We start from the raw sequence: 26,724 nt of genomic DNA on the forward strand, positions 1-26,724 counted from the left end.
AAGGGGAGGCGGGGCGGCCCGGCCGGCCCGAGGATGGATCCGTGAGTTCCCGTCGGCGCCAGCCGCCCCGCCCCCGCCTGCGCACCAGCGACCCCCACCGCCCCGGCCTGCGCCGCGTCCGGCACGGGAGGGGTTTCCGCTACCTCGACCCCGCGGGCGAGCCGGTGGACGCGGCCGAGCGCGAGCGGATCCGCGCCCTGGCCATCCCGCCCGCCTGGGAGGACGTGTGGATCTGCCCCTGGCCCAACGGGCACGTCCAGGCCCTCGGCACCGACGCGGCCGGCCGCCGCCAGTACCTCTACCACCCGCTCTTCCGGGAGCAGCGGGACGCCGCCAAGCACGCGCACGTACGGCAGGTGGCCCGCGCCCTGCCCCGGCTGCGCGCCGCCGTCGCCGAGGACCTCGGCGGGCGCGGGCTGACCCGCGACCGGGTCCTCGCCTGCGCCGCCCGCCTCCTCGACCTCGGCTTCTTCCGGATCGGCGGCGAGCGCTACGCCCGCACCAACGACAGCTACGGCCTCACCACCCTGCTCCGCGAACACGCCGCCTGCCCCGGCCGGGGCGAGGTCTGCCTCGACTTCCCGGCCAAGTCGGGCAAGCGGCAGAGCCGGGCCCTGGTCGACGCGGACGCGCTGGCCGTCGTACGGGCCCTGCTGCGGCGCCCCGAGCCGGGGCCGCGGCTGTTCGCGTACCGGGAGGGCCGTACCTGGCACGAGGTACGGGCCGAGGACCTCAACTCCTACCTGCGCGAACGCTCCGGCCGGGACATCACCGCCAAGGACTTCCGCACCTGGCACGCCACCGTGCTCGCGGCCGTCGCCCTCGCCGTGTCCGCCCGCACCTCCGACGGCAGCGCGGCCGTCCGCAAGCGGGCGATGGCGCGGGCCGTCCGCGAGGTCAGCCACTACCTGGGCAACACCCCTGCCGTCTGCCGCGCCTCGTACATCGACCCGCTGGTCTTCGAACGCTACGAGGAGGGCGTCACCATCGCCCCGGCCCTGGCCCGCCTCGGCGAGGACGCCGACTTCGGCACCCCGGCTACGCGGGGGGCTGCGGAACGGGCGGTGCTGAGGCTGCTGCGGGACTGAGGGCGGTGCGGGCGGCGGTGATGAAGGCCTGGTGGGCGGCGTGGTGTGCGGCGGCCGGGGCGCCGCTCGTGAGGGCGTGCTCCAGGGCCTCCGCCGGGGCCGTCACCGAGTCCGGGCCCTCCAGGCGGATGATGTCGAGACCCTCCCGTACGGCGGCCATGGCGGAGTCGTACGCCTCCCTGCCCGACGCTCCCGCGGTGGTGCCCAGGGCGTCCTGCCAGGTCCGCAGCCGCCGGCGCGCGGTATCGGTGCGGCCCAGGTACGCGACGTAGGCGGCCCGGCGCACGTCGCGCTCCATCGCGAGGGCCTGGGCCTCCAGGGTCCGGCGGGCCACCTCCAACTGCGCCCACGGGGGCGGGGACGGGGGCGGATACGGATACGGGAGTGGGCGCGGGCGCAGCGACCGAAGCGACTGGAGCGACCGAAGTCCGGGGGACGATCGAGGTCCCGGGGACGGCGGGCTCCGCGGGTGCGGCGCGTACGACCGAAGCGACCGAAGCGACCGGAGCGACCGACTCCCGGGGTTGGGTCGACGAGGGGGTGCTGTTGTTCGACCTCGGGAGCGTCCTCGGCCTCCTGGACGACCGGCTCGGCGCCCGGGAGGCCCTCCGGGCTGGCCGATCCCGAGGTCACCCCGCTGGCGCTCAAGGCCCTGCTCGCCCCCGCGGAACGCGCAACCCGCCTCGAGGAGTGGGCGGACGGGGGCCACCCCGAGACCGCCCCGGCGGCCGCCCTCCTCCTGGGCCGGCTGCTCGCCGACCGGGGCGAGGCCCCGGCGGCCGTCGCCGCCTGGGAGCGGGCCGTGGCCTCCGGGCACCCCGAGCACGCGCCGCACGCCATGTACGAGATCGCCCTGACCTGCGGCGGCCGGGACCTGCCGGCGGCCCGCGACTGGTACCGCCGCTGCATCGGGGCGGGTCCGTCCGCCATCACCCCGTACGCCGCCGTGAACCTCGGCGGGGTCCTGAACGCCCTCGGCGACCCGGAGGGCGCGGCGGCCTACGGGCTCGCGACCGCCTCCGACAACCGGGAACAGGCGGGCCTCGCCTGGGTCAACCTCGGTGTCATGCACGTCCAGCGGGGCGAGCCCGCACAGGCCGAACACGCCTGGCACCAGGCCCTCGGCACCGCGGCCGGCCCCCAGCGGGCGGCCATGCGGTACCTGGAGCTGCTGCGACGAGGGGAAGGGGCGGACCCGGATCCTGACCCGGACCCGCCCCCGCAGAGCACCCCCACCTGAGCCCGGAACTGATGTTCAGCCCACCTGCCCGGCCCCTCAACGTGTCAGGGCGGGCAGCACCTTCTCCCCGTACGCGGCGAAGAAGGCCTCGTCGTCCGGGCCGATCTGGCCGACGTACACCTCGTCGAAGCCCGCGTCCGCGTAGGCCCGGATCGCCGACACGTGCTCCTCCAGGTCGTCGCCGCACGGCACGCCGTCCGCGACCTGCTCCCGGGTGACCAGCGTGCTCGCCTGCTCGAAGTGCGCCGGGGTCGGGAGGATCTGGTTCAGCTCGCCGGGCAGGTGCTCGGTGGGCCACAGGCGGTACGCCGTGTCGACCGCGGCCTCCCGGTCCGGGCCCCAGCACACCTTCAGCCCGCCGATCACCGGCTTCCCGGCCCCGCCCGACTCCCGGAACACCCCGATGGTCTCCTCGTCGGGGCCCATGAGCACGCAGCCGTCCCCGATGCGGCCGGCGAGTGCGGCGGCGTTCGGGCCGAACGCCGAGACCGGGATGGGGATCCGGCCCCCGCGGGGGGCGGTGTACAGGCGGGCGTTCTCGACGGTGTAGTACTGCCCGCGGTGGCTGATCTGCTCGCCCGTGAACAGTTTCCGCATCACCTCCACCGCCTCCTCCAGCATCGCGGCCCGTTCGGCGAAGGGCGGCCAGCGGTCCCCGAGGACGTGCTCGTTGAGGGCTTCGCCCGTACCGACGCCGAGGGTGAAGCGGCCGTTCAGCAACCGGCTGGAGGTGGCGGCGGCCTGGGCGGTGACTGCCGGGTGCAGGCGGACGGTCGGGCAGGTCACGAGCGTGGTGACGGGCAGGTCCACGGTCTGCGACAGCGCCCCGATCATCGACCAGACCAGCGGGCTGTTGCCCTGCGCGTCGTTCCAGGGGTGGAAGTGGTCGGAGATCGCGAGCCGCGTGAACCCGGCGTCGGCGGCCCGGCGGGCCTGTTCGAGCAGCCGGTCCGGGGAGCACTCCTCGGAGGACAGGAAGTATCCGTACGAGGTCGTCGCATTCGTCGCATTCGACGAATGCGTCGAATTCATTGAGGTCTTCGTCATTTCGCGGCACCTCATCCGGATCCGGTCGCGGGACGGTGGGGACGGTTGCGCGGCCGGGGCCGGTGATCGCCTGCGGGACCGGAGCCGGACCCGTCCCCGGGTACGTCGCCCCGTAGGCGCCCAGACCGCAGCAGGCCCTCCAGCGCACCCTGGACCGCTGCCTGCTGCGCCGCCCTCCGAGCGGCCAGCAGCGCCGCGATATGCCACAGCGCTCCCGCCCGGAACGGACCGATGGTCCGCCTGCGGTGGAACAACCTGCTGAAGGCGGGATGCCCGCCGAGCTCCAGGGCAACGAGCCCGGACTCCGTTGCGGCCTCCCCACCCGCTTCCGGACCAGTACCGTCCGGCGCCTCCCCGGGCCCCTTCTCCCCGGACCCCTTCCGCCTTGCGACCGACATACGACCAGCCTCCTAGGACGACGGGCTACTGCCCTCCGCGCCTGCTCGCCGCCAGCCACTTGAAACGCCGGGCGACGGGCGCGACGGGTACGGCCCCCCAGCCCCGGACCCCACCCCCGGCCCGTGCAGCACCGGGCGGGGTGCGGCCCCCGTCGCAGCCCTTGATGGCCGGGACCGCACCCCGCACCGGGCCCCTACCCGGCCACGTACCCGGCACACGGCCCCGCTCTCCGGTCCCGCCCCTCGGTCGGCCCGGGCCGGCCTTCCTCCACGGGCCCCCTCAAGGCGGGAGCGGCCCGCACCCGCCGCCTGGTCCGGCGGGAAAGCCGGGGCCCGGCGGGGGTACGGGCCCCTGGTCGGCCGCCCCCTCGAAAGGTTCCGCTTCCTCCGGTCGTGCCCGCTCTCCCGGACCTCCTTGAACCGAAGTGGCGACAGTGGCGACGGTGTCCGGGGAAGCGCCCGGACCGAAGACCCGTACCACCCCTTCGCCGCGCATCCCCTCCAACTGCCGCACCCGCTCCTCGGCGCGGTCCAGCAGCCGCTGCACCTCGGCGGTGTCCACCCGCGCGTCGCCGCCGCCGGCCAGCGCCTGGAGCGTGCGCAGGGCGCAGGCCGTGCCCTCGGTGCCGAGCCGCAGGCCCTCCAGTTCGAGGAGGTCGCTGAGCGGGGAGCGGGTGACCAGGTGCCCGTTGAGCTTGAGCCGCCCGGCCCGCTCGGCCAGCCGCCCGAGGGCCAGGCGGCCGCGGGACACGGGGATCCCGAGGTCGCCCATGATGCGCCGCAGGGCCTCCCGGTCCTCGGCGAGCTCCTGGCACAGGGCGGTGAGCGGCGGTCCGAGCGCCCTGCCCCGGTGGGCGCGCGCGGCGCGGTCGGCCAGGGCCACGGTCGACTCGGCGGAGGTGAGGTGGTCGTTCAGGTAGATGCGGAGGAGGGCGCGGGGGCCGGAGATACGGGAGTCACGGGGACGGCGGGGGTTACGCGGCGTACCTGGCTCGCGCGGGCGGGGACTCACAGCAGCTCCCTGGTCCGGTGGGGTGGCGGCGGCTGGGGTCCCGGCGGCGAAGGACGCACGGGCTACGACGGAGAACTCCGGGACGACAGCCCGAGACCGCCGGGCGGTGCCCCGCGCCTACCCGCTGCCCCGAGCGCCAACCTGCCCCTCAAGGCGACGGCGCGCGCGGCTCGCGCCGGGGGGTGCCCCGTCCGGTCCCCCCTCACCCCGGGGGAGCGCCCCGGCGGGGGAGTGCAGGACCCGTCGACGGGTAGGCGCGCGCCATGTCGTCCCCCGTGATCGACCACACCCTTGCCCTGCTGGCCCGCGGCTACGCCTGGGCCCCCGCCCTCCGGCGCCGCCACGGCAGCGCCCCCGCGACCCCCACCCGCCTGATGGGCCGCCCCGCGGTCCTCCTGCACGGTCCGGCCGCGGTGCGGTTCTTCTACGACGAGCGGAACGTCCTGCGCCAGGGCGCGCTCCCGGGACCGGTCCTGGACACCCTGTTCGGCCGTGGCGCCGTACACACCCTGGACGGGGACGCGCACCAGGTCCGCAAGACCATGATGATGACCCTCCTGACCGCCCCGGGGCAGGTGAACGCCCTCGCCGAGCGCGTCCTGGCCCACTGGGACGCCGAGATCGGCGCGCGCGCCGCAGTCCCCGCCGATCCCGGCCATCCCGGCCGCCCCGGCCCCCGCCCGGCAAGTCCCCCGCCCACCCCCCTCTTCGAGGAGGTGGCCGCCGTCCTCGCGCTGGCCGTCTGCGACTGGGTCGGGGTGCCGATCCCGGAGGACGCGGGGAGGGAGGTCGCGGAGGACTGCGTGGCCATGGTGGACGGCTTCGCGACCGCCGGCCCGCGCCACTGGCGGGCCCGCCGGGCCCGGGCCCGGCAGGAGGCCTCCCTCGCCCGTACGGTCGAGGCCTTCCGCAACTCCCCGCCGGCGACGGCCGACGAGGACCGCACCTGCCTCGCGACGGTGGCCCGCCACCGCGACTCCTCGGGCAACCTCCTCGACCCGCACACCGCGGCCGTGGAACTCCTCAACATCATCCGCCCCACGGTGGCCATCGCCTGGTACGCGACCTTCGCCGCCCACGCCCTCCACCGCGACCCGGCCCTCACCCGCGACCTCCGCGAGTCCACCCCGGACCGAGGCCCCGCCCGCTGCCCCGAGAACGCCGCCGCCCCCGAGCCGGACCACACCCACCACCCCACCCCTGCCGAACCCGACCCCCGAACCCCCTCAGCCCCGATCCCCCCAACCCACCCAACCCACCCAACCCACCCCACCCCCCACATCCCCCGGACGTCCTCCCCTCTCGCCCGCGCCTTCGCCCACGAAGTCCGCCGCTTCTACCCCTTCGTCCCCTTCGTCGGCGGCCTGGCAGCGCGCGACCTGACCTTCGAAGGCCGGCGCATCCCGGAGCACTCCCTCGTCCTCCTGGACGTCTACGGCCACCTGCACGACCCCGACATCTGGCCCGACCCCTACCACTTCGACCCCCTCCGCTTCCTCCACCGGGAGCCGGCCCCCGACACCCTGATCCCGCAAGGCGGGGGAGACGCCCGTACGGGCCACCGCTGCCCCGGCGAGGACATCACGGTCACCGTCCTGGCAGCCCTGGCCCAACCCCTCGCGAGCCTGCTCTCCACCACCCGCACCCCCGCCCACCAGGACCTGCGCATCCCCCTGACCCGAGTCCCGACCCGCCCCCGCAGCGGCTTCCTCCTCTCCCTCCCCACCCCCCAAAGGCCCTCCCATGCCCGCAACGCCCCCCACCCCTAACCACCACCCCGACCCCCACCTCCACCACCCCCACCCGCCCACGCACCTCCGGAGCCCCGCCCACGAGCAGTTCCACGCACCCGTACAACGCTTCCACCCCCACGGCCGCTCCACCGCGGACCGCCCCGAGAGCAAGCGCCGCAGCCCGGCCCATCGGCCCCGTCCCGGCAGGTGACCCCGTGCCCCAGCCCAGCCCGTCCCCCCGCGCCGCCCTCTTCGACGTGGACGGCACCCTCACCGACACCAACCACCTGCACGTCACCAGCTGGTGGGAGGCCCTGCGCCAGGCCGGCCACCGCGTGGCCATGCACGACATCCACCACGCGATCGGCCTCCCCGGCGAAGACCTCCTGGCCCACCTCCTGGGCGACGCCCACGACCCCTCCGAGAACGACCGCCTGACCGCGGCCCACGACGCCCTCTACGCCACCTACTTCGACCGCCTGGCCCCCCAGGAGGGCGCGGCCGACCTCCTGCGCGAACTGGCCCGCCGCGGCTGGCGCGTAGTCCTGGTCACCTCGGCCACGAGCACGGAACTGGACGCACTCCGCAAGGCCATCGACGCGGACGACGCGATCCACGCCACGGCCTCCTCGGACGACGTGGAGGAGGGCAAACCGTCCCCCGACCCCGTCCACCACGCCCTCACCCTCGCCGAAGCCTCCGCCCAAGACGCGGTCTTCGTGGGCGACTCCACCTGGGACATGAAGTCCGCGACCCGAGCCGGCGTCCCCCCGATAGCCCTCCTATGCGGCGGCATCCCCCACCCATCCCTGACCAACGCAGGCGCCACCTCCACCTACGCAACCCCCGCAGACCTCCTCACCCACCTCCGCACCACCCCCTTCACCCCCCACTAACCCGCCCCCCGGGCCTCCCACCCAAACCGCCGATTCACCGCCCGAGCAACGCCAGTCCTGGGAGAATGCCACGGGCACCCGCAACGAGTTCACACGCAGATCGATGCACCCGATAGGCAAAATGTCCGTTTCCTCGAAAGTGGTCAAAAACCAGACGCAAGCCGAGTAAACCCCCAGGTCACCGGCTGCTCCCCGCGCACGCGGGGACGGACCCCGTGCCTGCGGTCTGCCGACTCCTCGGCCCCGCTGCTCCCCGCGCACGCGGGAATTCGTAGTGGGGGTGGGGGGGGGAGGTGGTCGTGCTGGGGATTGAGTAGGCGTACTCAGGCGGGCGGCCGCGGGGGCGGGGAGTATGGGGGAGCAACGGGGTCCGGGCGGGACGGCGTTGGGGGGTGTTCCGTGCGGCGGTCCGTTGGTGAAGCGACCACCGTCCTCAAGCAAGGAGCGCCATGTCCGACCGGCCGCTGGGCGCGATCGACCGTCTCGACTTCGGCGATCCCGGCTTGTGCCTCTGCCTGGGCCTTGCGGTTCTGGCGGTGGAGGTCGGGGTGCGGGTCTTTGCGCCGGAGGCGGCCCCGGTCGTGCAGAGCGCGGCGGTCGTCCTGTGCTGCTCCGGGGGAGTTGAGGCGTACGGGCAGGGTGCGGGGGTCGGAGTGTGAACGGCGTGGTGGGGTGCGCGGGGCGGGTGCTGCGCGGGTTCGGGCGGGCCGCGTTCGGGAACCTGCTCTCGGGGTGCTACCTCCTGATCGCGCTGCTCGCCCTCGTGATCGGCGGTGACGTGGCCGGGCTGCTGGCGCTCGCACTCGCCCTGCCGACCGGGGCGCTGCTGCTCTCGTTCGTCAACTCCCTCGGCGCCTGGGCCCAGACCGGCGCCGTCGTGTACGCGATCCTGATCGTCTCGTACGTCGTCAACGCCTTCCTGCTCGGGCTGCTGGTCCGCGGCGGGCGGCGTCTGCTCCTCGGTCGGTAGGGGGTAGGGAGGGGAGGGGGGCCGTTGTCGGCGTACGTTCGCTTGTTTTCTTTGGTGAGGAGAGATCGATGAGTACGCCCGTGAATCCCGGCAGCGGCACGGCCCGGAGGCGCATACCGGGGCTCGACCCGGGCGCCCGGCCGCCGAAGCCGTGCATGTGGTGTGGGCGGCCGGTGCCGCAGGCGCTGCCCGTGTACCGCAAGCTCTACTGCAACAACCGCCACTGGCTCCGCTACGTCCGCGAGAACTTCTGGCGCAACCTCTTCAACCTCTGAGCCGGCTTCTGCCGCTTGTCCGGCGCGCGGACCGCGGCGGCCAGGGTGCTTCGCAGGTCCGCGAGGTGCTCGGTGTCCGGGGGGAGGGACAGGGAGTCGAGGAGGCGGAGCGCCGCGGACGGTTCCAGGTCGCCATACGCGTCGTGGTGGCTCGTGAGGAGCGCGTGGAAGAGGTCGGGGTGCAGGGCGGGGAGGCGGGCGGCGGTGCGGTACGCCGGCTCCTTGACCGGCCAGGGCACCGGGCCCGAGTGCCGCAGCACCCGGCGGGTGCGGCGGAGCAGGGCCTCCGAGGGGTCGGCCTCGGGGAGGAGCCGGTCGAGGTCGTTCCCCAGTACCTCGGCGAAGGCCGTCGCGGCGGTGGCGGGGTCCTCGAACCAGTCCACCCACAGGGAGTACGTGACCGCCTCCACGGTGCGGGCGGCTCCGGACGTGTCGTCCGCGGCCACCGCCGCCTCCAGGCGGTCCCGGTAGCCGGACCAGACCAGATCTGCGGGGAGACGGTTCTCCGGGGTGCCGCCGCGCAGCGTCGCCCGGTAGATCTCGGACGTGACCCAGTACTCGCCGAGGAGGTCCAGCAGGCCGAAGGCCAGGCGGGCCCGTTCGGCCGGCTCCAGGCCCTCGGAGGCCAGGGCTGCGGCGGTCCACTCGTGCGCCACGTCGTTGGGCGTGAGCAGTACGTCCGGGTGCTCGTCGCTCACCCAGCCGGCGCCGCGGCCGTCCGCCCCCTCGGGGGTCCGGTGCGGGGCCTGCCTGATGCCGCGGTCGGCCAGCCAGCGGCGGGCGTCGTCCGCGGGTTGCACGGCCGCCGAGGGTCCCACGGCCTCTGCGGGCTCCGTCGGCGGCTGAGTGGCTCGGATTTTCCCTTCCATGGGGAAAGTATCGCAATTCATTCGAAAGACGGGCCGGGGCGGCCGTCAGAGGATGTTCATGAGGATGACCGCCGCCCAGCACAGCATGATCACCGACATGACGGCGGTGACCGCGAGCCACGCTCTTCGTGATTCGTCCATGCGACCGGTCCGCTCTGGCGAGGGGGCAGGGGTACGGGGGCCCTCCCGCCCATCATGGACCCGCGCCCCCCGCCCCGCCGCCCGGGACGGTTCCCCGCCGCCCGGGAAGCGGACCCGGCGTCCCCTACGCGTACGGGTCGAAGGGGATCCCCGCCGGCTTCGCCTTGGCCAGGTGGGACGCGAAGGAGCCGTCCTTCAGGCCGAAGTGCGCGCTGCCGAAATCGGCCTGGGTGAGCTTGTCCCGGATGCCCGCCGGGTAGCCGTCCCAGCCGACGAGGGTCGGGAACTGCCAGGTGCGGCGGTGGTTCTCCGGCGGCTCGTCGTTGCCGTTCGCCGGGCGGAAGCAGTGGGTGCTGATGCCGTCCTTGTGGTAGACGATCTTCGGGTGGGTCCCGTCCCAGCGGATCCGGTCGCGCGCGTGGATCGCGAAGTTCCCGTGCTCCGAGGTCGCCACGTACTTCGCCTCGCCGCTCTGCACCCACACCACCACGTGCTCCCAGTCGTGCCGGTGCCCGCCCCAGCTCACCCCGTCGAGCGCCTGGTCCTTCTCGAAGTACAGCCCGTAGATGACCGCGCACCAGCCGTTGTTGCACTTCGCGCGCGCGTAGCCGTTGGTGTTCTCCAGGTCGCTCGCGTCCCGGCAGTTGCCGTTGAGGGCGCCGGTCGGCTTGAGGCCGCCGTTCAGCACCCCGTTCGAGCCGATGGCCGGGGTGGGGTAGCAGCCGTCCGTGTCGTAGTCGAAGGCCGGCTGGTACGTGGACTCCAGCGCGGAGGCGTTGCCGGGCAGCGCGGGCGGCGGGGCCGCGAACGCCGCGCCGGGCAGGGCGACTACGAGGGCGAAGGCGGCGGCGACGACGGCCGCGGACCGCGCGAGGTGCTGACTCGTACGCAAGGGGGGTCTCCTGAGGGCTGGTCATGGACGGCCGCTGCGTGTCCTGCTGTGTCCTGCCGTCTCCTGCTGTGTCCTGCCGGTGCGGCCGGGGCGCCCGCAGCATCATTGGTCAGCGGAGGCGAGGCGGCAAGAGCCGGGAGGCCCGCCCGTCCGATACGCGTGCGATGTCCCCGACTGCTCTTAAAACCAACGGGAGTTGAACATCCAGATGCCCGATACCGCCCAGCCCGGTGACGAGGTCGCGGACCTCCAGGTGGACGTGGCCGCCCTCCTGCTGGAGCACGTGTACGCGCCCCTGCTGGACGCCCACCACGTCCGGGGCGTGCTCCCCGCCCCCGCCGGCACCCCCGCCGTCCGCATCGTCATCGGCGCACGCGGCGCCTGCGAGCCCGCCCTGCTGACCGGGTACGAGGTGCCCGTCCGTACGGGCGGGGACGGCCTGCGCACCGCGCACGACGTGGTCGCGCTCGTACGGGCCGCGCTCACCGGCACCCACATCTACTCCACCTCCCGGATCACGTCCGTCCTCGGCATGGACCTGTACCACCTCGATCCGGACGAACTGACCGGAGCCCCCTTCACCACCGACGACTGGGCGGCCACCCTCCTCCGCTGCCTCGCACACCCCGGACCGGCGGCGGAGCAGCAGACCGACGCCCGGCTGCGGGGCTTCCTCTTCCGCGAGGGCGGGCTGCTGCGCCTGTACATGGACACCGACCGCAGGCCGGGCGTGATCGGCGCCGACGTCCGGCCCGGCGGCGCACTGACCGCCCTGCTGGCCGCGCTGCCCTCCCTCGTCGAGGACGACTGGCCCCCCGCGCCGTCCTCGGGATCCGGGGCGGGGGACCCGCACTGCACGGTCCTGGCGGACCTCACCCACTGGTGACCAGCTGACCAGTTGACCAGCCGGCCAGCTGACCCGGGCCCGGAAGCCCGGGTCACCCCCGGCGCTAGAAGTACACGTAGAACGTGAACGACGTGCTCGCGCTGCGCCCCGCCCCGTCCGTCACCGTCACGGTCGCCGTCCGGAAGCCCCAGGCGGACGGGGTCCCGGTCACGGTGCCGGTGGCCGCGTCGATGCTCAGCCCGGCGGGCAGGTTGGCGGCCGTCCAGCGGTACGGGGCCGTGCCGCCGGTCGCGCGCAGGGGCAGGGTCACGGGCCGGCCGACGTACACCGTCTGGCCGCCCGGGTTCTCCAGCACCGGCGCCCCGCCCGTGTTCTGGGTGACCGTCCAGCCGAAGGACACCGAACCGGCCGCCCCCGCGGCGTCCGTGGCCGTCAGCGTGACCGTGGAGGTTCCGGCGGCCGTCGGGGTCCCGGAGACCGTACCCGTCGCCCGGTCGACGGACAGGCCGGCGGGCAGGCCCGAGGCCGTCCACGTGTAGGGCGCCGTACCACCCTCCGCGCTGTTCTTCAGGACCACGGCCGCGCCCACCGCCCCGCTCTGCGCGGCGACCGGCGCCACGGTCACCTTGCCGGGCTGCGGGGGAGCGGAGGTGAGCAGGGTCGCGCCGAAGCGGGTGAGCGCCTCGTTCACCGGCTGGAAGATGGTGAACTTCTCGCCGCTCCCGGAGGAGCAGGTCGCACTGCCCCCGCCCGAGTGCAGGCCCACCGCCTTGCCTCCGGTCGCCGTCACGTACGCGCCGCCCGAGTCCCCGCCCGCCGAGCAGGCGCTGCTGTACGACAGCCCGTCGATGACCACGTTCCCGTAGTCCACGCTCTGGTCGACCTTGGTGACCTCGCCGCAGCGCAGCCCGGTGGTCTGCCCCGAGCGGCACACGGCCGTGCCGACCACCGCGTCCGCCGAGCCGGTCACCGCGATATCGGCCTGCCCGTGCCCCGACACCTTCGCCGCGAGGTTCCAGCCCTGCTGGTCCACGTCCACGATGCCCATGTCCCCTTCGCGGGCGTTCACCGAGCCCGTGCCGCCGCGGTTCGACGTGCCGACGCGGGTGCCGTCCCTGCCGTACGCGGCCTGGTTGACGTCGTTGGTGCAGTGCCCGGCGGTCAGGAAGGCCTTGGCCCCGGTGTCCTTGCGGGTCACCGCGAAGCCGATCGAGCACGGGCTCTCGCTGCCCGGCACCCACTTCTCCCCGCCGACCACGTCCGCCTGCTGGTACGCCGCCCCCGCCGCGTCCGCCACCGCCACCAGCGCGCCGAAGCGGTCCAGCTCCCGTACGAAAGCATCGGTGGACGCGTCCGCCGCGGACCGGTCCACCCGCACCTCCACCCGGTTCGCCCGGACGTCCGGCCCCCAGCCGACCACCCCGGGTATCCCGGAGCCGACCCGCGCCGCGATCACCCGTACCGCCGCCCGCAGTTCGGCGCCCGTACGCTCCACCCGGTGCGGTACGGCCCCGGCGGCCCGTACCGCCTCGGCGTCGGCGGCGCCGGTCACGGCCGCGTGCAGCCGTCCGTCCGCACCGTCGAACCAGACCCCGGCCGTCCGCTCGCCGAGCGCGCCCCGCACCCGCACGGCGGCCTGCTGGGCCCGCGACTCCTGCCCGAGCCGGCCCAGCGCCTGACCGGCGGTCAGGCCGAGGTCCCGCTGGAGGGCGCGCAGCAGTCCGGCGGAAGGGGAAGCGGAGGGGGAAGGGGAGGGCGCGGGCGTCGGGGCTGCGGAGGCGGAGGCGGAGGCGGGGGAGGCGAGGCCCGCCACGGTCAGTACGGCCGCCAGGCAGCCCGACCAGACGGGGAGGCCCGCAAGGGCGCGGGTGCGGCGGGCATTCCCGGCATCGTTACCGGCAGGGGGGTTGGTGCGGGCGCGGTTGCGCATGGCGGAGTCTTCCTCTCGGAGTGGGGATCACCCGGCTCCGCCACGTACGGCGGGCGGCGGCCGGGGTGCCCCACAGCGTGGACCCGCTCCGCCCCCGGATCACCAGAGGAAACCCCTGACTTGGCCCGGGTACGGGTGCGGGTCGCACCACCCCGTTGCCCCCGCCGTCCGCCCGCGCCTACGGTGCGGCCCGTGACCCCGCCCCCGCTCCCGTACCCGCTGCCGTCCGCCGAGGCGCTCGGCCTCCCGGCTGCCCGTCCCGCCGGGCACCCGCTGCCGCCCCTGCCCCTCCCGGCGCGGGCTCCGGTCCCGGTTGACGAAGGCTGGCGGGAGCTGCTCGCTTCGGCCGCGGAGGTGCTGGCGGCCACCGGCCGGGTGGTGGTGACCGGGCCCTGGGGGTCGGGCCGCACCACGGTCCTCGATGCCCTGGCCGCGCGTGCGGCACGCCCGGAACCCCACGGGCCGCGCGTGCTCACCCTCCGGACCCGGCCCGAGGACCGGTCGGTCCCGGGGGCGGGCCTGGCCCAACTGCTCGGCCAGTGCGGGCCCGACGACCCCGTCGGCGGGCTCGACGTACTGCTGGGCGCGGTTCCGGAGCCGGGCCGGACGCCGACACCTCCTCTGCCGCGGCCACCGGCCCCGACCACGCCCACCTCCCCTGCCACCCCCACCTCCCGCCCCACCCCCCTCGCATTCCGTCTCGCCCTCACCCGACTCCTCGCGGACCGCCCCACCCTGCTCCTCGTCGACGGGGCCCAGTGGCTGGACGGCCACACCCGGGACGCCCTCGGCCACGCCCTGCGCACCCTCCCGCCCGACCGGCTGGCGGCGGTGGCCGCCGAGCGGACCGCCCGGGGACCCTCGCCCGCCACCTCGGCCCTGCTCGGCGGGCACCCGCGCCATCTCGCCGTGCCCGCCCTCACCGTCACCGAGACCGCCCGGATGCTCGACGCCGAGGGGCTGCCGGTCCGCTGGGCCGCGGCCGTCCACCGGTACTGCGGCGGCCACCGGCTGCTCACCCGCCAGTGCTGCGAGGAGCTCGCCGCCGGTCCGGCGCCCGATCCGCACACCCCGGTCTGGCCCCCGGGCCCCGCCGAACTCGCCCGCGCCTGGCTCGCCGCCCTGCCCGCGCCCGTACGGCACACCCTGCGCACGGCGGCCCTCGCCCGCCACCCGAGCCCCGAACTCCTGCGCCGCGCAGGCCTGTCCGAGGCAGAGGACCACCTCGCGACGGCCGCCGCCCAGGGCGTGGTGCACCGCGCCGACCCGGCCCGCGCCGCGTTCACGTCCGGAGCCCTGGCGCGCGCGGCCGCGCTCGACGGGCCGCGGGCGGGGCGGGTACGGGCCCACCGCCGCCTCGCCGGGGCCGTGGACGATCCCGTGCAGCGGGTCCGGCACCGCGCGCTCGCCCACACCGGCACCGACCGCGGGCTCGCGGACGAGGCCGAACGGGCCGCCCGTACCGCCCGGGGCGCGGGGGACCGCGACACCGCGGCCGAACTCCTCATGCTGGCCGCCGCCCTCACCCCCACCCGTGCAAAGGACCCCGGTACGCACCCCCGCCTCGACCGGCTGGCCGCCGCCGCCCGTGCCGCTGCCGCGGCCGGGCGGGCCGACCTCGCGCAGGAGGCCGCCGACGCTCTCGCCGCCGCCCGGGCCGGGGCGGAACAGCAGACCGTCGCCCTTCTCGCGCTGTTCGACGCGTACGGGCAGAACCTGGGGGCCGCCGGTCTCCTGCTGGCCCGCGCCCGCCGCCTCGCCGCCGGTGCGGGCCCGGCCCCCGGTACGGGTGAGGCCCCCGCCGGGACCACTGCCCCCGCCCCCGGCACCGGGACGGCCGCCCCCGCCGCCCCCCTCCGCCCCCGCCTCCTCGCCGCCGTGGAACTGCGGGCCGCCATCCGCGCGAACATCGCGGACGGGGACCCCGCCGAGGCCCTCGCCCGGGCCACCGAGGCCGCGGCCCTCGCGCAGAGCGCGCGGGACGCCCCCCTCCACGCGGCGGCCCTCACCATGCGCGCCCGCATGGAGCGGATCCTCGGCGACCCCGGCACCGCCGCCCGCACCCTCGGGCGCGCGCTCGCGCTCGACGTGCCCCCGGAGGCGGGCGGGGTCCGCAACAGCGCCGCGTACCTCGCGGCCCGGCACGCCGTCTTCGACGACCGCCTGCCCGAGGCCCGCGGGCGGCTGCTCCCGCTGCTCGCCCTCGCCGAACAGGACGGCGACGCCGAGGACATCGTCGACGTACTGCGCAGCCTGGCCGAGACCGACGCCCGTGCCGGTTCCTGCGCCGAGGCCCTGCGGTGGGCCGCGCGGGCGCTGGACCTGACCCGGGAGGCGGGGCTGTCCCCGGGGCCCGCCTGGTACACGGCCGCCCTGGCGCAGAGCGCGGGCGGCTCCCTGGAACGGGCGCGGGAGTACGCCGCCCAGGGCGTGCGGGCCTCCCGCGAGGAGGGGGACGCGCCGTACACCGCGCGCAGCCTGTGGCTGCTGGCCTCCGTGGACCTGCACACCGGCCGTCCCGCCGAGGCCGCGCAGCTGCTCGCCGAGGTGGCCCGCCTCGACGCGGCGCAGCGGGTGGCCGATCCGACCATGCTGCGCTGGGCCCCCGACGCCGTGGAGGCCCTCGCCGCCGCGGGGCGGCCGGCGGAGGCGGAGGCCCTGCTGCGGGAGCGCGCGGGGGCCCGTGACCCGGGAGGACCTGACGCGGGAGGACCCGGCGCGGGGGGACCCGGCGCGGACGCGGTCCGGCATCCGGGCACCCATGCCGCCCGGCTGAGGGCGCTGGCGCACTGCCGGGCGTACGCGGGGGACCCGGACGCGGCGGCCGAGCTGCTGGCCGAGGCGGCCGGGGTCTTCCGCCGGGCCGGGCTGCCGCTGGAGGAGGGCCGGACCCACCTGGCGCACGGGCGCTTCGAGCGGGCCCGGCGCCGCCAGGCCGCCGCCCGCGCCGCCTGGCTGCTGGCCCGCGACCGCTTCGAGCGGGCCGGGGCCCGGCCCTGGCTGGGCCTGGCGGACGAGCTCCTGTCGCGGCTGGTACGGGCCCCGCACCCGGCCGGTTCCGGCGGGCCGCCGCGGGGCCCGGGGGAGGTGCTGACGGAACGCGAACTGCGGCTGGCGGCGCTGGTGGCGCGCGGCGCGGGCAACCAGGAGGCCGCCGACCGGCTGTTCGTGTCCGTCAAGACCGTCGAGGGGATGCTGAGCCGGATCTACCGCAAGCTCGGCATCCGCTCCCGCACCCAGCTGGCGGCCCACCTGACGGACCACCTGACGGGCTGACCTGCGGGGCGGACGCTGCCGCCGCGCCGCTCAGGCCGGTTGCAGGGAGGACTCGTACGCCGTCCCGTACGAGCCGTACGACCCGTCCAGCAGGGCCAGTTCGGCCGGGCTCGCCCCGCTCTTCCACTCGGGTGCGAGGGCGCTGTACGTCGTCACGTCGTGCCAGCAGCCCCGGGTGCGGAAGAGCTGGCGCAAGGTGGCCTCCGGCCGCAGCCCGGCGGCCCGCATCACCGGGGGCATGTGGCGGTGGTCCGCGCGGTGCCCGGCCCAGATCCGGTGCAGGCCGAGGGCGCCGAACCCGTACGCCATCAGCAGCCGCCCGGCCTCGTGCCCGTGGCCGGAGACGGCGGCGCCGGGCAGCAGGACGAGGGAGGTCAGCATGGCGTTGGCGCCGTAGTCCTCGACCAGCAGGCCCATCGTGCCGAGCATGGTGGGGTCGCCGGGGGCGCAGACCGCCATGGTGTAGGCGCGGCGGGGGGTGGAGAGGGGCTGGGCCAGGGCGCGGACGAAGGCGGTGTGGGCCTGTTCGGCGTCCATGCGGTCCGTGCCGAGGTAGCGGGTCAGGACGGGGTGGGTGGCGATCCGCTCGTACGCGGTGTGGTCGCCGGCCCGCAGTTCGCGCAACCACAGCCGTTCGCCGTGCAGTTCGGGGACGCGGGCGGGGTTCACGGGGCGGCTCCGTCGGAGGCGGGGATGAGGGTTTCGAGGTCGACGTAGTAGCGGCCGGAGGGCAGGGGGCGGCCCAGGAGGATCCGGCGGGCGGTGTCGGTGACCAGCGCGGCCCCGAGCATGACCCCGCTGGCGAGCTGGGGCCAGCTGGACAGGGTGCGGCCGATGCGGGGGAGGGCGTCGGCCATCTGCGGGCTCAGCTTCGACTCGTCGACCACCCGCAGGAGGAAGCGGACCAGGTCCGGGCCGGTGAGGTCCTGCACGTCGTCCGCGGTGAGGTCGCCGGTGCGGCCGTGGAAGAGCGGGCGGTCCGGCTCGGTGTCGAAGCGCTCCACGTCCAGCAGGCCGCGGTCGTTGGCCTCCATCAGGACGGGTACGCCGAGGCGGCGGGCGTGCTCGCGGGCGGCCACCTTGACCCAGGGGGTGTCGCACTCCTCCACGAGCAGGTCCAGCCCGGACCCGTCCCCCGACCCGGCGCTGGTGCCGCTGCCGCTGAAGAAGTCGGCCACCGAGTCCGCGGTCACGCCCTCCCGGTAGACCTCGATGTCGAGGTACGGGTCCAGCTCGTACATCCGGCGGGCGCACAGCACGGCCTTGTTCAGGCCCAGTTCGTGGACGCCGGCCCGCAGCCGGTTGAGGTTCGACAGGCCCAGTCGGTCGAAGTCCGCCAGCCGGAAGGAGCCGCCGACCCCCTCCATCGCGCAGGCCAGGGCGGCGCTGCTGCCCACCGACAGGCCGATGACCCCGATCCGGCGGCCCAGCAGGTGCTGCTGCTCGGCCGGGGTGATCTTGTCGCGGTTGCGGTCGGTGCGCACCTGCCGGAAGGCCTCCTCGGGCAGCACCCGCACCAGCCGGCCGCTCCAGGGGTACCAGGCCCAGGTGCCGTACGCATCGGGGGCCACACCGCCGCGCGCGTCGGCCGCGGCCTGCTCCAGGGCGGCCGGGCTGAACGATTCGCCGGGCGCGAGGCAGGACACCAGCTCCTGGAGCTGGGCGTCGATGCGGTCGTGGACCTCCCGGACGGCGGAGGAGTCGAGCAGGTGCTTCAGGGTCTCCGCGTCCTCGGGCAGGGCGGGGTCCAGGAGCAGTGGACGAAACGATTCGTCCCTTGGGGGCTCCGGGGGCGCACCGGAGTCGGGCCGCCCGGGGAAGCCGAGGGAGGAGGGAGTGGAGTGCTGGATCACGCCGCCGAAGCTAGCAACCGGGCGATCTTGGATCCGGGGCGATCACCTCCCCGCGCACGCTCGAATTGATCTTCTAATGCCGCGCGCCGTGGTGCGCGAGCGCGCGGCGGCGCGCGGGTGCGGTTGCTTCGCGCCCCCTGTCCGGCTGGACAGGGGTGCGGGCTACGGGTCGGGCTCTTCGAGCTGGGTCACCGTCTCCAGGGCCTCCTCCAGGGTGCTTCCGAAGACGTCCGGCTCCGCTTCGGCCAGGCCCCGGTAGTGGTCGACGGCCTCCCTGGCCGCTGCCAGGGCCTCCTCCCGCCGCTCGGCCCTGCTGAGGTGGCGCGCGAGGTTGTTCAGGGCCAGGGCCAGTTGCGGAAGGTGCGCGGCGGGGTGGCCGTCGGCCAGGGCGCGCTGGTGTACGACGGCTTCCTCGATTGCTGCCAGGGCTTCTGCCTGCTGGTCCGTGCCGTCGAGCCGGAGCGAGAGGTTGTTGAGGCTCTTGGCCAGATCGGGGAGGTGCGCACCGGGGTTGTCCGCGGCGAGGGTGCGGTAGTAGCCGACGGCTTCCCGGATCGCCACCAGGCCCTCCTCCTGCTGGTCCGTCTCATTGAGCGAGAGGGCGAGGTTGTTGAGGGCGCTCGCGAGGTGGGGGAGGTTCGCGTCGGGGTTGACCTCCGCGAGGCCGCGCCGGAGGCCCACGGCCTCCCGGCACACGGCCAGCCCCTGCTCCGGGCGGCCGGCCTCGCGCAGCAGGACGGCGAGGGTGTTGAGCGCCATGGCGAGGTGGGGGAGGTGCGCTTCGGAGTTGCCCTCCGCGAGGGCCCGGTAGAGGTCCACGGCCTCCTCGGCCGCGGCCACTGCCTCCTCCCGCCGGCCGATGACGGCGAGGTCGAGGGCGATGTTGTTCAGGACACCGGCGAGTTGGGGGGCGTACGCCTCGGGGTTGGCCTCGGCCAGGATGCGTTGGAGGCCGATCGCCTCCTGCACGGCGGCGAGGCCCTCCTCGCGCCGGCCGAGCTCGCCGAGCGGGACGGACAGGTTGTTGAGCGTCATCGCGAGGTGGGGGAGGTGTGCGTCCGGGTTGGCTTCCGCGAGACGCCGGAAGATGGTGACGACTTCCTGTGCGGTGGCCAGGCTGGCTTCCCACCGGCCGGCTTCGCCGAGCCGCAGGGAGAGGTTGTCGAGCGCCACGCCGAGGCGGAGGAGGTAGGCGTCCGGGTTGGCCTCCGAGAGGGCCCGGAGCGGCTCGACGGCTTCCTGCGCGGTGGCCAGGGCGGCCACCCACCGGCCGGCTTCGCTGAGTCGCAGGGAGAGGTTGGTCAGGGACAGGGTGAGGTTGGGGAGGTGTGCGTCGGGGTTGGCTTCCGCGAGGGTCCGGTAGTGCCCGACGGCTTCCCGGGCCGTGGCCAGACCGGCTCTCCAGCGGCCGGCCTGGCCGAGCTGCAGGGAGAGGTTGGTCAGGGCCATGGCGAGGTGGGGCAGGTGCGCGTCCGGGTTGGCTTCCGCGAGGGCCCGGAAGTACCGGGCCGCCTCCTGGGCCGTGGCCAGGGCTTCCTCCCGCCGACCGAGCTCACCGAGCTTGATCGCAAGGTTGTTGAGCGCCATGGTCAGGTGGGGGAGGTGTGCGTCGGGGTCGGCTTCCGCGAGGGCCCGGTAGTGCCCGACGGCCTCCTGGACCGTGGCCAGCCCCTCCGCCCGCCGACCGGCTTCGCCGAGCCTGAGGGAGAGGTTGTTGAGGATCATGGCGAGGTAGGGGAGGTGCTCCTCCGTATCGGTCTCCGCCAGGGTGCGCTGGATGTCGACGGCCTCCTGCGCCGCGGCCAGGCCGGCCTCCCACTGGCCGGCTTCGCCGAGCCGCAGCGAGGCGTTGCTGAGGGCCATGGCGAGGTCCGGGAGGTAGGCGTCCGGGTCGGCTTCCGCGAGGGCCCGGTAGTGCCCGACGGCCTCCTGGGCCCTGGCCAGGGCCGCCTCCCGCCTGCCGAGCTCGCTGAGCCGGGCGGAGAGGTTGTGCAGGGCCATGGCCAGATCGGGGAGGTACCCGTCCTGCCCGGCCTCGACGAAGGCGCGGCAGCGGTCGGTGATGGCGAGGGCGAGCCGTACCGCGGTCGGGGCCAGGCGGTGGCTGCTGTACGGCCAGTCGTCGTGGAGGTCGGTGAGGTCGTCGTAGTCCGCCGCCGGGTCCGTGGCGATGGTGTCGAGGGCGGCGATGAGGGGCCGCGGGTGGTTGGTGCGGGTGGCGGTGATGACGACGAGGCGGGTCAGCCGGGCGCGGTGGCGGAGGCACAGGTCGGTGAGCTGGGCGTCGAGGGCGCCGTGGAAGACGCGGTGGGCCGCGGCGCGGCTGTAGACGGTGAGGAGCTGTGCGGCCCGTGCCTCGTCCGCGTCCTCGACGAGCCGGTCGGCGAGCTGCGGGTTGCGCACGAGGGTGTTGCCGATGTGCCGTTCGGCGAGGCGGTCGGGTTGCAGCGCGCCCCAGGGGCGCCCGCCCGGCAGGGTGCCCGACGGCGGGTACAGGGCGGCTAGCCAGGCGGTGACCTGGTCGCGGCGGTCGCGCGGCTGGTCGGCGAGGGCGGGGACGCGCAGCCAGAGCCGGTCGGCCGCCTCGGGGTCGGCGGCGTCGGTGAGGTGGGCCGCGGCGAGCGCGGTCCTCAGCGCGGCCAGGCTCAGGACGGGGCCGGTCAGCCCGTGGGCGGTCGCGGTGTCGCGCCAGTACCGGCTCTCGTGCTTCAGCAGCCGGTCCTCGACCCCGTCGGCGCCCTGCGCGGCCGCGGCCGGGACCGGACCGCCCGCATCCGCGCCGCCGGATCCCGCCCCGGCGGAGTCCAGCAGCCCCGCCAGCGCCGTCATGTGGAGCGTGAGGGCGTTGCCGTACGCGCTCTCGCCCAGGTTCGGCGGCGGGCGCAGCGCGGTCGCGGCAGTGGTCCAGTCGTCCGCGGTGAGGCCGTCGACCAGGGGGAGCGCGGCGGCCAGCTCCCTCGCCGCGTCGTGGAAGTGGGCGGCCCGCTGCTCGGGGTCGTCCTCCAGCGGGGCGAGGTGGTGGGTGCGCGAGTTGCCGAGGTAGTCCTCGGCCTGGCTGCTCGCGTCCTGGGCCTGGTGCCACCAGTCGCCGCTGGTGCGGGCGAGCAGGAGCATCTTGAACCGGCTGTTCTTCGGGTGTTCCGCCGCCGCGTCGACCAGGGCCCTGAGCTGCGCCGGCCGGGTTTCGGCGTAGTCGAGGACGACCAGCAGCGGCCGGGCGGCGTGCCGGAGCTCGCGCAACCGGTCCGCGGTGGCGTCGGCGCCCGGCCACAGCACCGTCCAGCCGGCGGCGGTGAGCCGGTCCGCGAGGTGGTGGGCGAGGCGGGTCTTGCCCTGGCCGCCCGGCCCGTGGACCAGCCAGGCGCCGAAGCCGTCGAGCCGGGTCCAGGCCGCCAGTTGGGCGAGGAGCGGCTCGCGGCCGTGGAAGGAGACGATCTGCCGCCCCGCCTCCAGCAGTCCGGCCGGGGTCGCCGGCCTGCGCCGCCGCGCCGGGTCGTGTGCCGGGTCGGACAGGTCGCGGAACTCCACGGCCGCGAGGCCGGGCGCCGCCGGGGCGCCGTGCTCGGCGAGGGCGGTGCGGAAGGAGGGGGCGTCGGCCAGGACGTAGGCGGGTACGACGTTCAGGCGGGCGTGCGCCGCCCGGGCGCGGTCGGCGGCGACCACGCCGGTCAGGATGCCGTCGCAGAGCACCGCGGCACCGGAGAGGCCGGCCCACGGGGACCCGGTGCCGGACGGCCACTGCGGGGGCTGCTGGAGCAGGTCCATCACGTACTGGTTGTTGACGAACCCGGTACCGGGGTTGATCCGCCCGGCCAACTGCTCGGCCTCCTCGACCAGTCCGGGCCGCAGGGCCTCGTCCGGCACCCCCCAGGTCTCGCACTCCGCGCCCGGCCGGTGGGTGACCAGCCGCCCCCACCGCACCGGGCCGCCGGGCGGCTGCCAGTACGGCGAGTCGTCGACCCGTACGAGCGCCGCATCGTCCCGCCCTTCCGGCGTGCCCGCCCACACCACCGTCCCGTCCGCGGCCCCCTCACCGCCCGGGTGGTACACCTCTACGGTCGATCCCACCGGTCCCGTGACGTGCGCGGACGTCAGCACCAGCCGGCCGCCCACCGCGTATCCCGACCCCGCTCCGCCCGCCCCGCCCACCGACGCCAGACGCTCCTGCTCCACCCCGGCCCCCCAGTCCCCGCCGCACCCGCCCCTTCACGGACCCGACCCGTGGTCACAGCCGTGCCCCACACCGTAGGACCCGGGGACGACCCCCGCAGGGGAAACCGGAGTTCGGCAGGAGCCGCGGGAACAGGGAGCCGTGCGGGGTCGGGGCGCGCGTCCCCGGCCCCGCATCACCCCTCAGCGGCGCAGGTCGGCCATCACCTCGCGGGCCGCCCGCGCGCCCGAGGCCAGCGCCCCTTGCAGGGAGCCCGTGGCGCGGTGGTCCCCGCAGACGTAGCGGCCGCTGCCGAGGCGGGTGGTCCGGGACAGGAGCAGCGGCGGGGCCATGGCGGGCAGGGCGTCGCGGACGGTGATCCGGTGCACGAGCTCCCAGCCGTCGGTGTCGGCGCCGTACGCCTCCGCGAGGGCCATGCGGACCACCGCCTCCTCCGCCGGGCCGGGCGCCCCGAGCACCGAGGTCGACACCAGCGCCCGCCCGTCGGGCGCGTAACCGGGCTGCACCTCGCTGATCACGCAGGTGTTCAGGAACCGCCGCTGCCCGTCCACGACGAGCGTCGGCTCGCGCAGCGGGGACCGGGCGGCCGCGTGGTAGAGGGTCGTGACGGTCCGTCCGGCGGGTACGGCGAGCCCCGGCAGCAGCCGCGCCGCCGCGGCCTGCCCGGTCGCCACGACCACCGCCCGCGCCTCGCGCACCGACCCGTCGGGCAAGGTGACGCCCTCCGGCGCGAGGCCCGCCACCGGGGTCTCCAGCTCCACCACCCCGTCCGGCAGGTGGTCGGCCAGCTGCGCCGGTACGGCCCCGATGCCCTCCGCGGGCAGGCACAGCGAACCCCGGATCATGCTGCGCCACACCAGGTGGAAGAAGCGCGACGAGGTCTCCAGCCCGTCCTCCAGGAACACCCCCGACAGGAACGGCCGCAGCACCGACTCGACCGCCTCCGCCGACAGCCCGGCCTCCGCGAGCGCGGTGAGGGTGGTCCGCTCGGGCCGGGCCCGCAGCCGGCGCGGCGGCAGCAGCACGTCACCGGCCGTCAGGACGGACAGCGCGGCCAGGTCCCGCCCCGCGAGCAGCCGCCCCGGCAGCAGGTCCCGGCTCTCGCGCAGCCGACGCGAAGGGTCGGTGAACCGCCGCAGCCGCCCGTCCCCGGTGTGGACGAGCATCCCCGGCGTGAACGGCCGGGCCAGCAGCGGCCTCAGCGACACCCGCCGCTTGACCTGCGGGTACGAGGTGTTGAGCACCTGGAACCCGCGGTCCACGACGAATCCGCCCACCCGGTCGGTCCGCATCCGCCCGCCGACCGCGTCCCCGGCCTCCAGCAGCCGGACCCGCATCCCGCGGGCGACCAGATCGCCCGCACACGCGAGCCCTGCGGCTCCTGCCCCGACCACGACCACGTCCACCGCGCCGCCCCGTGCCATACGGCCCACCTGCCCTCACCAGCCGCCCGACCACCACTCCGACACGAGCACGCTACGTCGTACGGGGTGTGGGTGGTGTGAGACAGGCCGTCCGCTCAGCCCCGACCCCCACCGACCGCCCCGGCAAACGCCGCCCACGCGGGTCCGCTGACGCGGATGACGGGGGCGGCGGGGTCGTCCGTGCGCTTGGAATCGCGGATGAGGACGGCACCGGGCTGGGGGCAGGCCTCCAGGCAGTTGCCGTTCGCGTCTCCGCTGTACGAGGACTTGAACCACTCGCCGTCCGGACGGATGTTGGTGCTGATCATGACTGTGTCACCTCTCGTGCTACTCGTTTCAGGAACGCGGGGGTCTCATGGGAGGGCAGGGCGCCCTGGGCCAGGAAGTCGAAGCGCCGGACGAACTGCTTGACGGGCCGTACCTTCGACAGGCACTTCATGCCCTGGTCCACCGTGCTGCTCGCGACTACAACGGGGTCCGGGAGTTCCTTGCGGTCGAAGTCGAGAACCTGGAAGTCGCCAAACACGCGGTAAGTGGGTGCGGAGAAGGGGACGATCCGTACCGAGACGTTGGGGAGGGCGTTGAGGCGCTCGATCTCCGCGTACTGCTCTCGCATGATCGACGCGTTGCCGACCATGTTGCGCAGTGCCGACTCGTCCATGACGCAGATCAGCTCCATGCCGTCTTCGGTGATCCGCTTCTTGCGGTGCATACGGATCTCGACGGCGCTGTCAACGAAAGCCTGGGTGCGGTCGTCGGCCGCGCGTGCGGATTCGAACAGCGCACGGGCGTAGGGCTCGGTCTGCAGAAGCCCGTTCACCACCATGGGTGTGCACGCCCTGACGGACTTGGCGCCCGACTCGAACGCGAGGAACAGACTCATCCCGGAGGGCAGGACGGTTGCCGCCGGGCCCCACCAGTCGTCCGCCTTCGCGTTCCGGTACCAGTCTGTGAGCACTTCCTGGCCTTCGAAGGGCACCTTGTAGGCGTCGAGCAGCTTGCCGAAGTGCTCTATGCGCTGGAAGCCGGAAGTGCCGTTTTCGACTCGGCTGATCGCGGAGGGGGCACACCCCACGGCTCGCGCCGCCTGCTCTCCCGTGAGCCCCGCCTGTTCGCGGAGTCGGATGAGTTCGGCGCCGAGCACGATCCGCAGGAACGTCGCCCGCACGTTGGCTGCCATTCCGCTCCTCCCTATCGGTTCGGACCGCGTGAGCCGCGGCCCTGATGGTGACAGTTCTGGTTCGGTTCACGCGACCCGTGGTTCGTCTGCACCGGCTCGCGGTGTGCCACGGAGGCACTTCGGTTCGCCCGCTGTCATATACCAATCCACCCCCTATCGCAATTGCTCGGGCGATTCTGATTGCGCTTCAACTCCCTTTACCAGGACCGTAATAGAGCCACCGGAGCCCCGGCCCCCGCCCACCCGCGGGCGGCCCGCTCGACGGGGCGAACCCCTGGTCATGCCCTCAGAGGAGTACGTCGTGACGCCCTTCGCCGCCTCCCGGCCGCCCGTCCTGACCGGACGCCGGAAAACCCTCGCCCGCCTCCACGGCGTTCGCACCAACGGGGTACGCGCCGCCGTTGAAACCCTCCGCCGGCGGGGGCGGACCCCGCGTGTGGTCCGGTACGTGCGGACGCCCGAAGTCGCGGCCGCCGTCCGGTTCGAGGCGCTCGCGCGGGCCGCCCGGGAGCGGGAGCTGCTCGTGTGCGAGGAGGTGTTCCGGGACCCGGTGGCCCCGGCGCTGCTCACCGACCGGCCGGGTCTGGCCGCGGCGCAGGCCCTGCTGCGGGCCGGGTTCGCGGACGGGCTGCTCGTCCCCTCGTACCTGCACGTCAGCCCGGACCTCGCCGAGTACGAGCTGTTCCTCGCGGAGGCGGCGCTGCGCGGCTGGTTCGTGGAGCTGGTGCGGCCGGAGGCGGCGGTGGCGGCGGTGGTGAGCGGTGGATGAGTACGGGGAAGCGCAGGCGGGCGCGGTGGCGGGACTGGGCGCCGCAGGTGCTGATGGTGCTGATCACGGGCGGGCTGATGGCCGCGTACTGGATCAGCAGCCGGTGAGGGGGACCGGGGCCGCGGAGTCGCGGACCCGCCGGTACTGGGACCGGGGCTACTACAACCCGGGGCTCTACGCGCCCGTACCCGTCGACGCCGACGAGCGGCGCCTGCTGCGCGAGTACGCCGTGCCCCCGGGGGCCCGTACCGCCGTGGACGTGGGGTGCGGGTGGGGGATCCTGGCCGCGCAGCTCGCGGAGGCCGCACAGGCGGGGCTCGCCGTCACCGGGTACGACTGGTCCCCGCCGGCGGTGCTGGCCGCGCGCGAGCTGCTGAACCCGGTCACCAAGCCCGGACTCGCCTTCGAGGAGCACGATTTCGCGGCGGACGGACCGCCGCCGCCCGGGGTGGTCCCGGGCGGCGTCGACCTCGTCCTCGCGCGGCTCGTGCTCCCGTACCTGGACGCTGACCGGCTGCTCGCACAGGTGCGGACCTGGCTGCGGCCCGGCAGCGGGACCCTGTACGCCGTCGTACCCGCGCGGCACGCCGACCCCGGCGGCTACACGGAAGCCTGCCTGGAGCGGCTCGCCCGTGGCTGGACCTCCTGCCACCGGGCCTCCGTCGGGCCCGGGGGCGCGTACGCGGCGCTGGTCCTGCGGGGCCCCTGACGGG

23 protein-coding genes are annotated in these 26,724 nt (G+C 75.3%); 11 read left to right on the plus strand and 12 right to left on the minus strand.

Annotated features, from left to right (window positions below; translation table 11 throughout):
- Positions 1–41: 41 nt before the first annotated feature.
- On the plus strand, positions 42–1,088 hold the full coding sequence (locus ACZ7JZ_RS24110) for a DNA topoisomerase IB (RefSeq protein WP_470942729.1): 1,047 nt from the start codon (positions 42–44) through the stop codon (positions 1,086–1,088).
- Here the strand turns inward: ACZ7JZ_RS24110 and ACZ7JZ_RS24115 are convergent.
- A complete protein-coding gene (locus ACZ7JZ_RS24115; protein WP_470942731.1) occupies positions 1,039–1,422 on the minus strand; it encodes a hypothetical protein in 384 nt (127 codons plus the stop codon). The genes ACZ7JZ_RS24110 and ACZ7JZ_RS24115 overlap by 50 nt on opposite strands.
- Positions 1,423–1,557: 135 nt before the next feature.
- Here ACZ7JZ_RS24115 and ACZ7JZ_RS24120 point away from each other — a divergent pair, with 135 nt between their 5' ends.
- A complete protein-coding gene (locus ACZ7JZ_RS24120) occupies positions 1,558–2,328 on the plus strand; it encodes a tetratricopeptide repeat protein (RefSeq protein WP_470942733.1) in 771 nt (256 codons plus the stop codon).
- Positions 2,329–2,364: 36 nt separating this feature from the next.
- On the opposite strand, the gene ACZ7JZ_RS24125 is transcribed toward ACZ7JZ_RS24120, so the two are convergent.
- Positions 2,365–3,375, minus strand: a complete 1,011-nt coding sequence (locus tag ACZ7JZ_RS24125; protein ID WP_470942735.1) for a TIGR03557 family F420-dependent LLM class oxidoreductase — start codon at positions 3,373–3,375, stop codon at positions 2,365–2,367.
- 678 nt (positions 3,376–4,053) lie between these two features.
- Positions 4,054–4,785, minus strand: coding sequence for a hypothetical protein (locus ACZ7JZ_RS24130; protein ID WP_470942737.1), 732 nt, complete (start codon positions 4,783–4,785; stop codon positions 4,054–4,056).
- A gap of 263 nt (positions 4,786–5,048) precedes the next feature.
- Between ACZ7JZ_RS24130 and ACZ7JZ_RS24135 the strand changes: the two genes are divergently transcribed.
- From ACZ7JZ_RS24135 to ACZ7JZ_RS24155, 5 genes are all read left to right on the plus strand, one after another.
- A complete protein-coding gene (locus tag ACZ7JZ_RS24135; protein WP_470942740.1) occupies positions 5,049–6,554 on the plus strand; it encodes a cytochrome P450 in 1,506 nt (501 codons plus the stop codon).
- A gap of 179 nt (positions 6,555–6,733) precedes the next feature.
- Positions 6,734–7,414 carry an HAD family hydrolase gene (locus ACZ7JZ_RS24140; protein WP_470942741.1) on the plus strand — a complete coding sequence of 227 codons (681 nt, stop codon included), beginning with the start codon at positions 6,734–6,736 and terminating at the stop codon, positions 7,412–7,414.
- Between the two features lie 449 nt (positions 7,415–7,863).
- Entirely contained in the window at positions 7,864–8,073 is a 210-nt protein-coding gene (locus ACZ7JZ_RS24145; RefSeq protein ID WP_470942742.1) for a hypothetical protein, read from the plus strand.
- On the plus strand, positions 8,070–8,384 hold the full coding sequence (locus tag ACZ7JZ_RS24150) for an SCO4225 family membrane protein (RefSeq protein ID WP_470942744.1): 315 nt from the start codon (positions 8,070–8,072) through the stop codon (positions 8,382–8,384). Before ACZ7JZ_RS24145 ends, ACZ7JZ_RS24150 begins: the two co-directional genes overlap by 4 nt.
- A gap of 68 nt (positions 8,385–8,452) precedes the next feature.
- Positions 8,453–8,659 carry a hypothetical protein gene (locus tag ACZ7JZ_RS24155; RefSeq protein ID WP_470942745.1) on the plus strand — a complete coding sequence of 69 codons (207 nt, stop codon included), beginning with the start codon at positions 8,453–8,455 and terminating at the stop codon, positions 8,657–8,659.
- On the opposite strand, the gene ACZ7JZ_RS24160 is transcribed toward ACZ7JZ_RS24155, so the two are convergent.
- Together ACZ7JZ_RS24160 and ACZ7JZ_RS24165 are read right to left on the minus strand one after the other, a co-directional pair.
- Positions 8,617–9,459, minus strand: a complete 843-nt coding sequence (locus ACZ7JZ_RS24160; protein WP_470942746.1) for a hypothetical protein — start codon at positions 9,457–9,459, stop codon at positions 8,617–8,619. The two genes, ACZ7JZ_RS24155 and ACZ7JZ_RS24160, sit on opposite strands and share 43 nt — an antisense overlap.
- A gap of 334 nt (positions 9,460–9,793) precedes the next feature.
- Complete coding sequence (locus tag ACZ7JZ_RS24165; protein WP_470942748.1) at positions 9,794–10,561, minus strand: NPP1 family protein; 768 nt, start codon at positions 10,559–10,561, stop codon at positions 9,794–9,796.
- Positions 10,562–10,757: 196 nt separating this feature from the next.
- Between ACZ7JZ_RS24165 and ACZ7JZ_RS24170 the strand changes: the two genes are divergently transcribed.
- Positions 10,758–11,447: a hypothetical protein gene (locus ACZ7JZ_RS24170; protein WP_470942749.1), complete on the plus strand. Its 690-nt coding sequence runs from the start codon at positions 10,758–10,760 to the stop codon at positions 11,445–11,447.
- A gap of 64 nt (positions 11,448–11,511) precedes the next feature.
- Here ACZ7JZ_RS24170 and ACZ7JZ_RS24175 read toward each other — a convergent pair whose 3' ends face one another.
- Positions 11,512–13,338, minus strand: a complete 1,827-nt coding sequence (locus ACZ7JZ_RS24175) for a putative Ig domain-containing protein (protein WP_470942751.1) — start codon at positions 13,336–13,338, stop codon at positions 11,512–11,514.
- 192 nt (positions 13,339–13,530) lie between these two features.
- Between ACZ7JZ_RS24175 and ACZ7JZ_RS24180 the strand changes: the two genes are divergently transcribed.
- Positions 13,531–16,614: a helix-turn-helix transcriptional regulator gene (locus tag ACZ7JZ_RS24180; protein ID WP_470942753.1), complete on the plus strand. Its 3,084-nt coding sequence runs from the start codon at positions 13,531–13,533 to the stop codon at positions 16,612–16,614.
- Between the two features lie 30 nt (positions 16,615–16,644).
- Here ACZ7JZ_RS24180 and ACZ7JZ_RS24185 read toward each other — a convergent pair whose 3' ends face one another.
- The 6 genes from ACZ7JZ_RS24185 to ACZ7JZ_RS24210 all read right to left on the minus strand — a co-directional run bounded on the left by ACZ7JZ_RS24185 (position 16,645) and on the right by ACZ7JZ_RS24210 (position 25,242).
- Positions 16,645–17,283 (minus strand): GNAT family N-acetyltransferase, encoded by a 639-nt coding sequence (locus ACZ7JZ_RS24185; RefSeq protein WP_470942754.1) that lies wholly within the window; start codon positions 17,281–17,283, stop codon positions 16,645–16,647.
- Positions 17,280–18,467 (minus strand): ThiF family adenylyltransferase, encoded by a 1,188-nt coding sequence (locus ACZ7JZ_RS24190; protein ID WP_470942756.1) that lies wholly within the window; start codon positions 18,465–18,467, stop codon positions 17,280–17,282. The genes ACZ7JZ_RS24185 and ACZ7JZ_RS24190 overlap by 4 nt, the downstream gene beginning before the upstream one ends.
- 162 nt (positions 18,468–18,629) lie before the next feature.
- Entirely contained in the window at positions 18,630–22,640 is a 4,011-nt protein-coding gene (locus tag ACZ7JZ_RS24195) for a tetratricopeptide repeat protein (protein ID WP_470942758.1), read from the minus strand.
- A gap of 180 nt (positions 22,641–22,820) precedes the next feature.
- Positions 22,821–24,062: an NAD(P)/FAD-dependent oxidoreductase gene (locus tag ACZ7JZ_RS24200; protein ID WP_470942760.1), complete on the minus strand. Its 1,242-nt coding sequence runs from the start codon at positions 24,060–24,062 to the stop codon at positions 22,821–22,823.
- Between the two features lie 95 nt (positions 24,063–24,157).
- Positions 24,158–24,370 carry a DUF397 domain-containing protein gene (locus tag ACZ7JZ_RS24205; RefSeq protein WP_470942762.1) on the minus strand — a complete coding sequence of 71 codons (213 nt, stop codon included), beginning with the start codon at positions 24,368–24,370 and terminating at the stop codon, positions 24,158–24,160.
- Positions 24,367–25,242 carry a helix-turn-helix domain-containing protein gene (locus tag ACZ7JZ_RS24210; RefSeq protein WP_470942764.1) on the minus strand — a complete coding sequence of 292 codons (876 nt, stop codon included), beginning with the start codon at positions 25,240–25,242 and terminating at the stop codon, positions 24,367–24,369. The genes ACZ7JZ_RS24205 and ACZ7JZ_RS24210 overlap by 4 nt, the downstream gene beginning before the upstream one ends.
- A gap of 301 nt (positions 25,243–25,543) precedes the next feature.
- Here ACZ7JZ_RS24210 and ACZ7JZ_RS24215 point away from each other — a divergent pair, with 301 nt between their 5' ends.
- Positions 25,544–26,011, plus strand: coding sequence for a hypothetical protein (locus ACZ7JZ_RS24215; RefSeq protein WP_470942766.1), 468 nt, complete (start codon positions 25,544–25,546; stop codon positions 26,009–26,011).
- A gap of 103 nt (positions 26,012–26,114) precedes the next feature.
- The gene (locus ACZ7JZ_RS24220) at positions 26,115–26,720 is read left to right on the plus strand and encodes a class I SAM-dependent methyltransferase (RefSeq protein WP_470942768.1); all 606 of its coding nucleotides are present in this window, start codon (positions 26,115–26,117) and stop codon (positions 26,718–26,720) included.
- Positions 26,721–26,724 lie beyond the last annotated feature (4 nt).

This window comes from Streptomyces sp. NPDC038213, assembly GCF_055600495.1.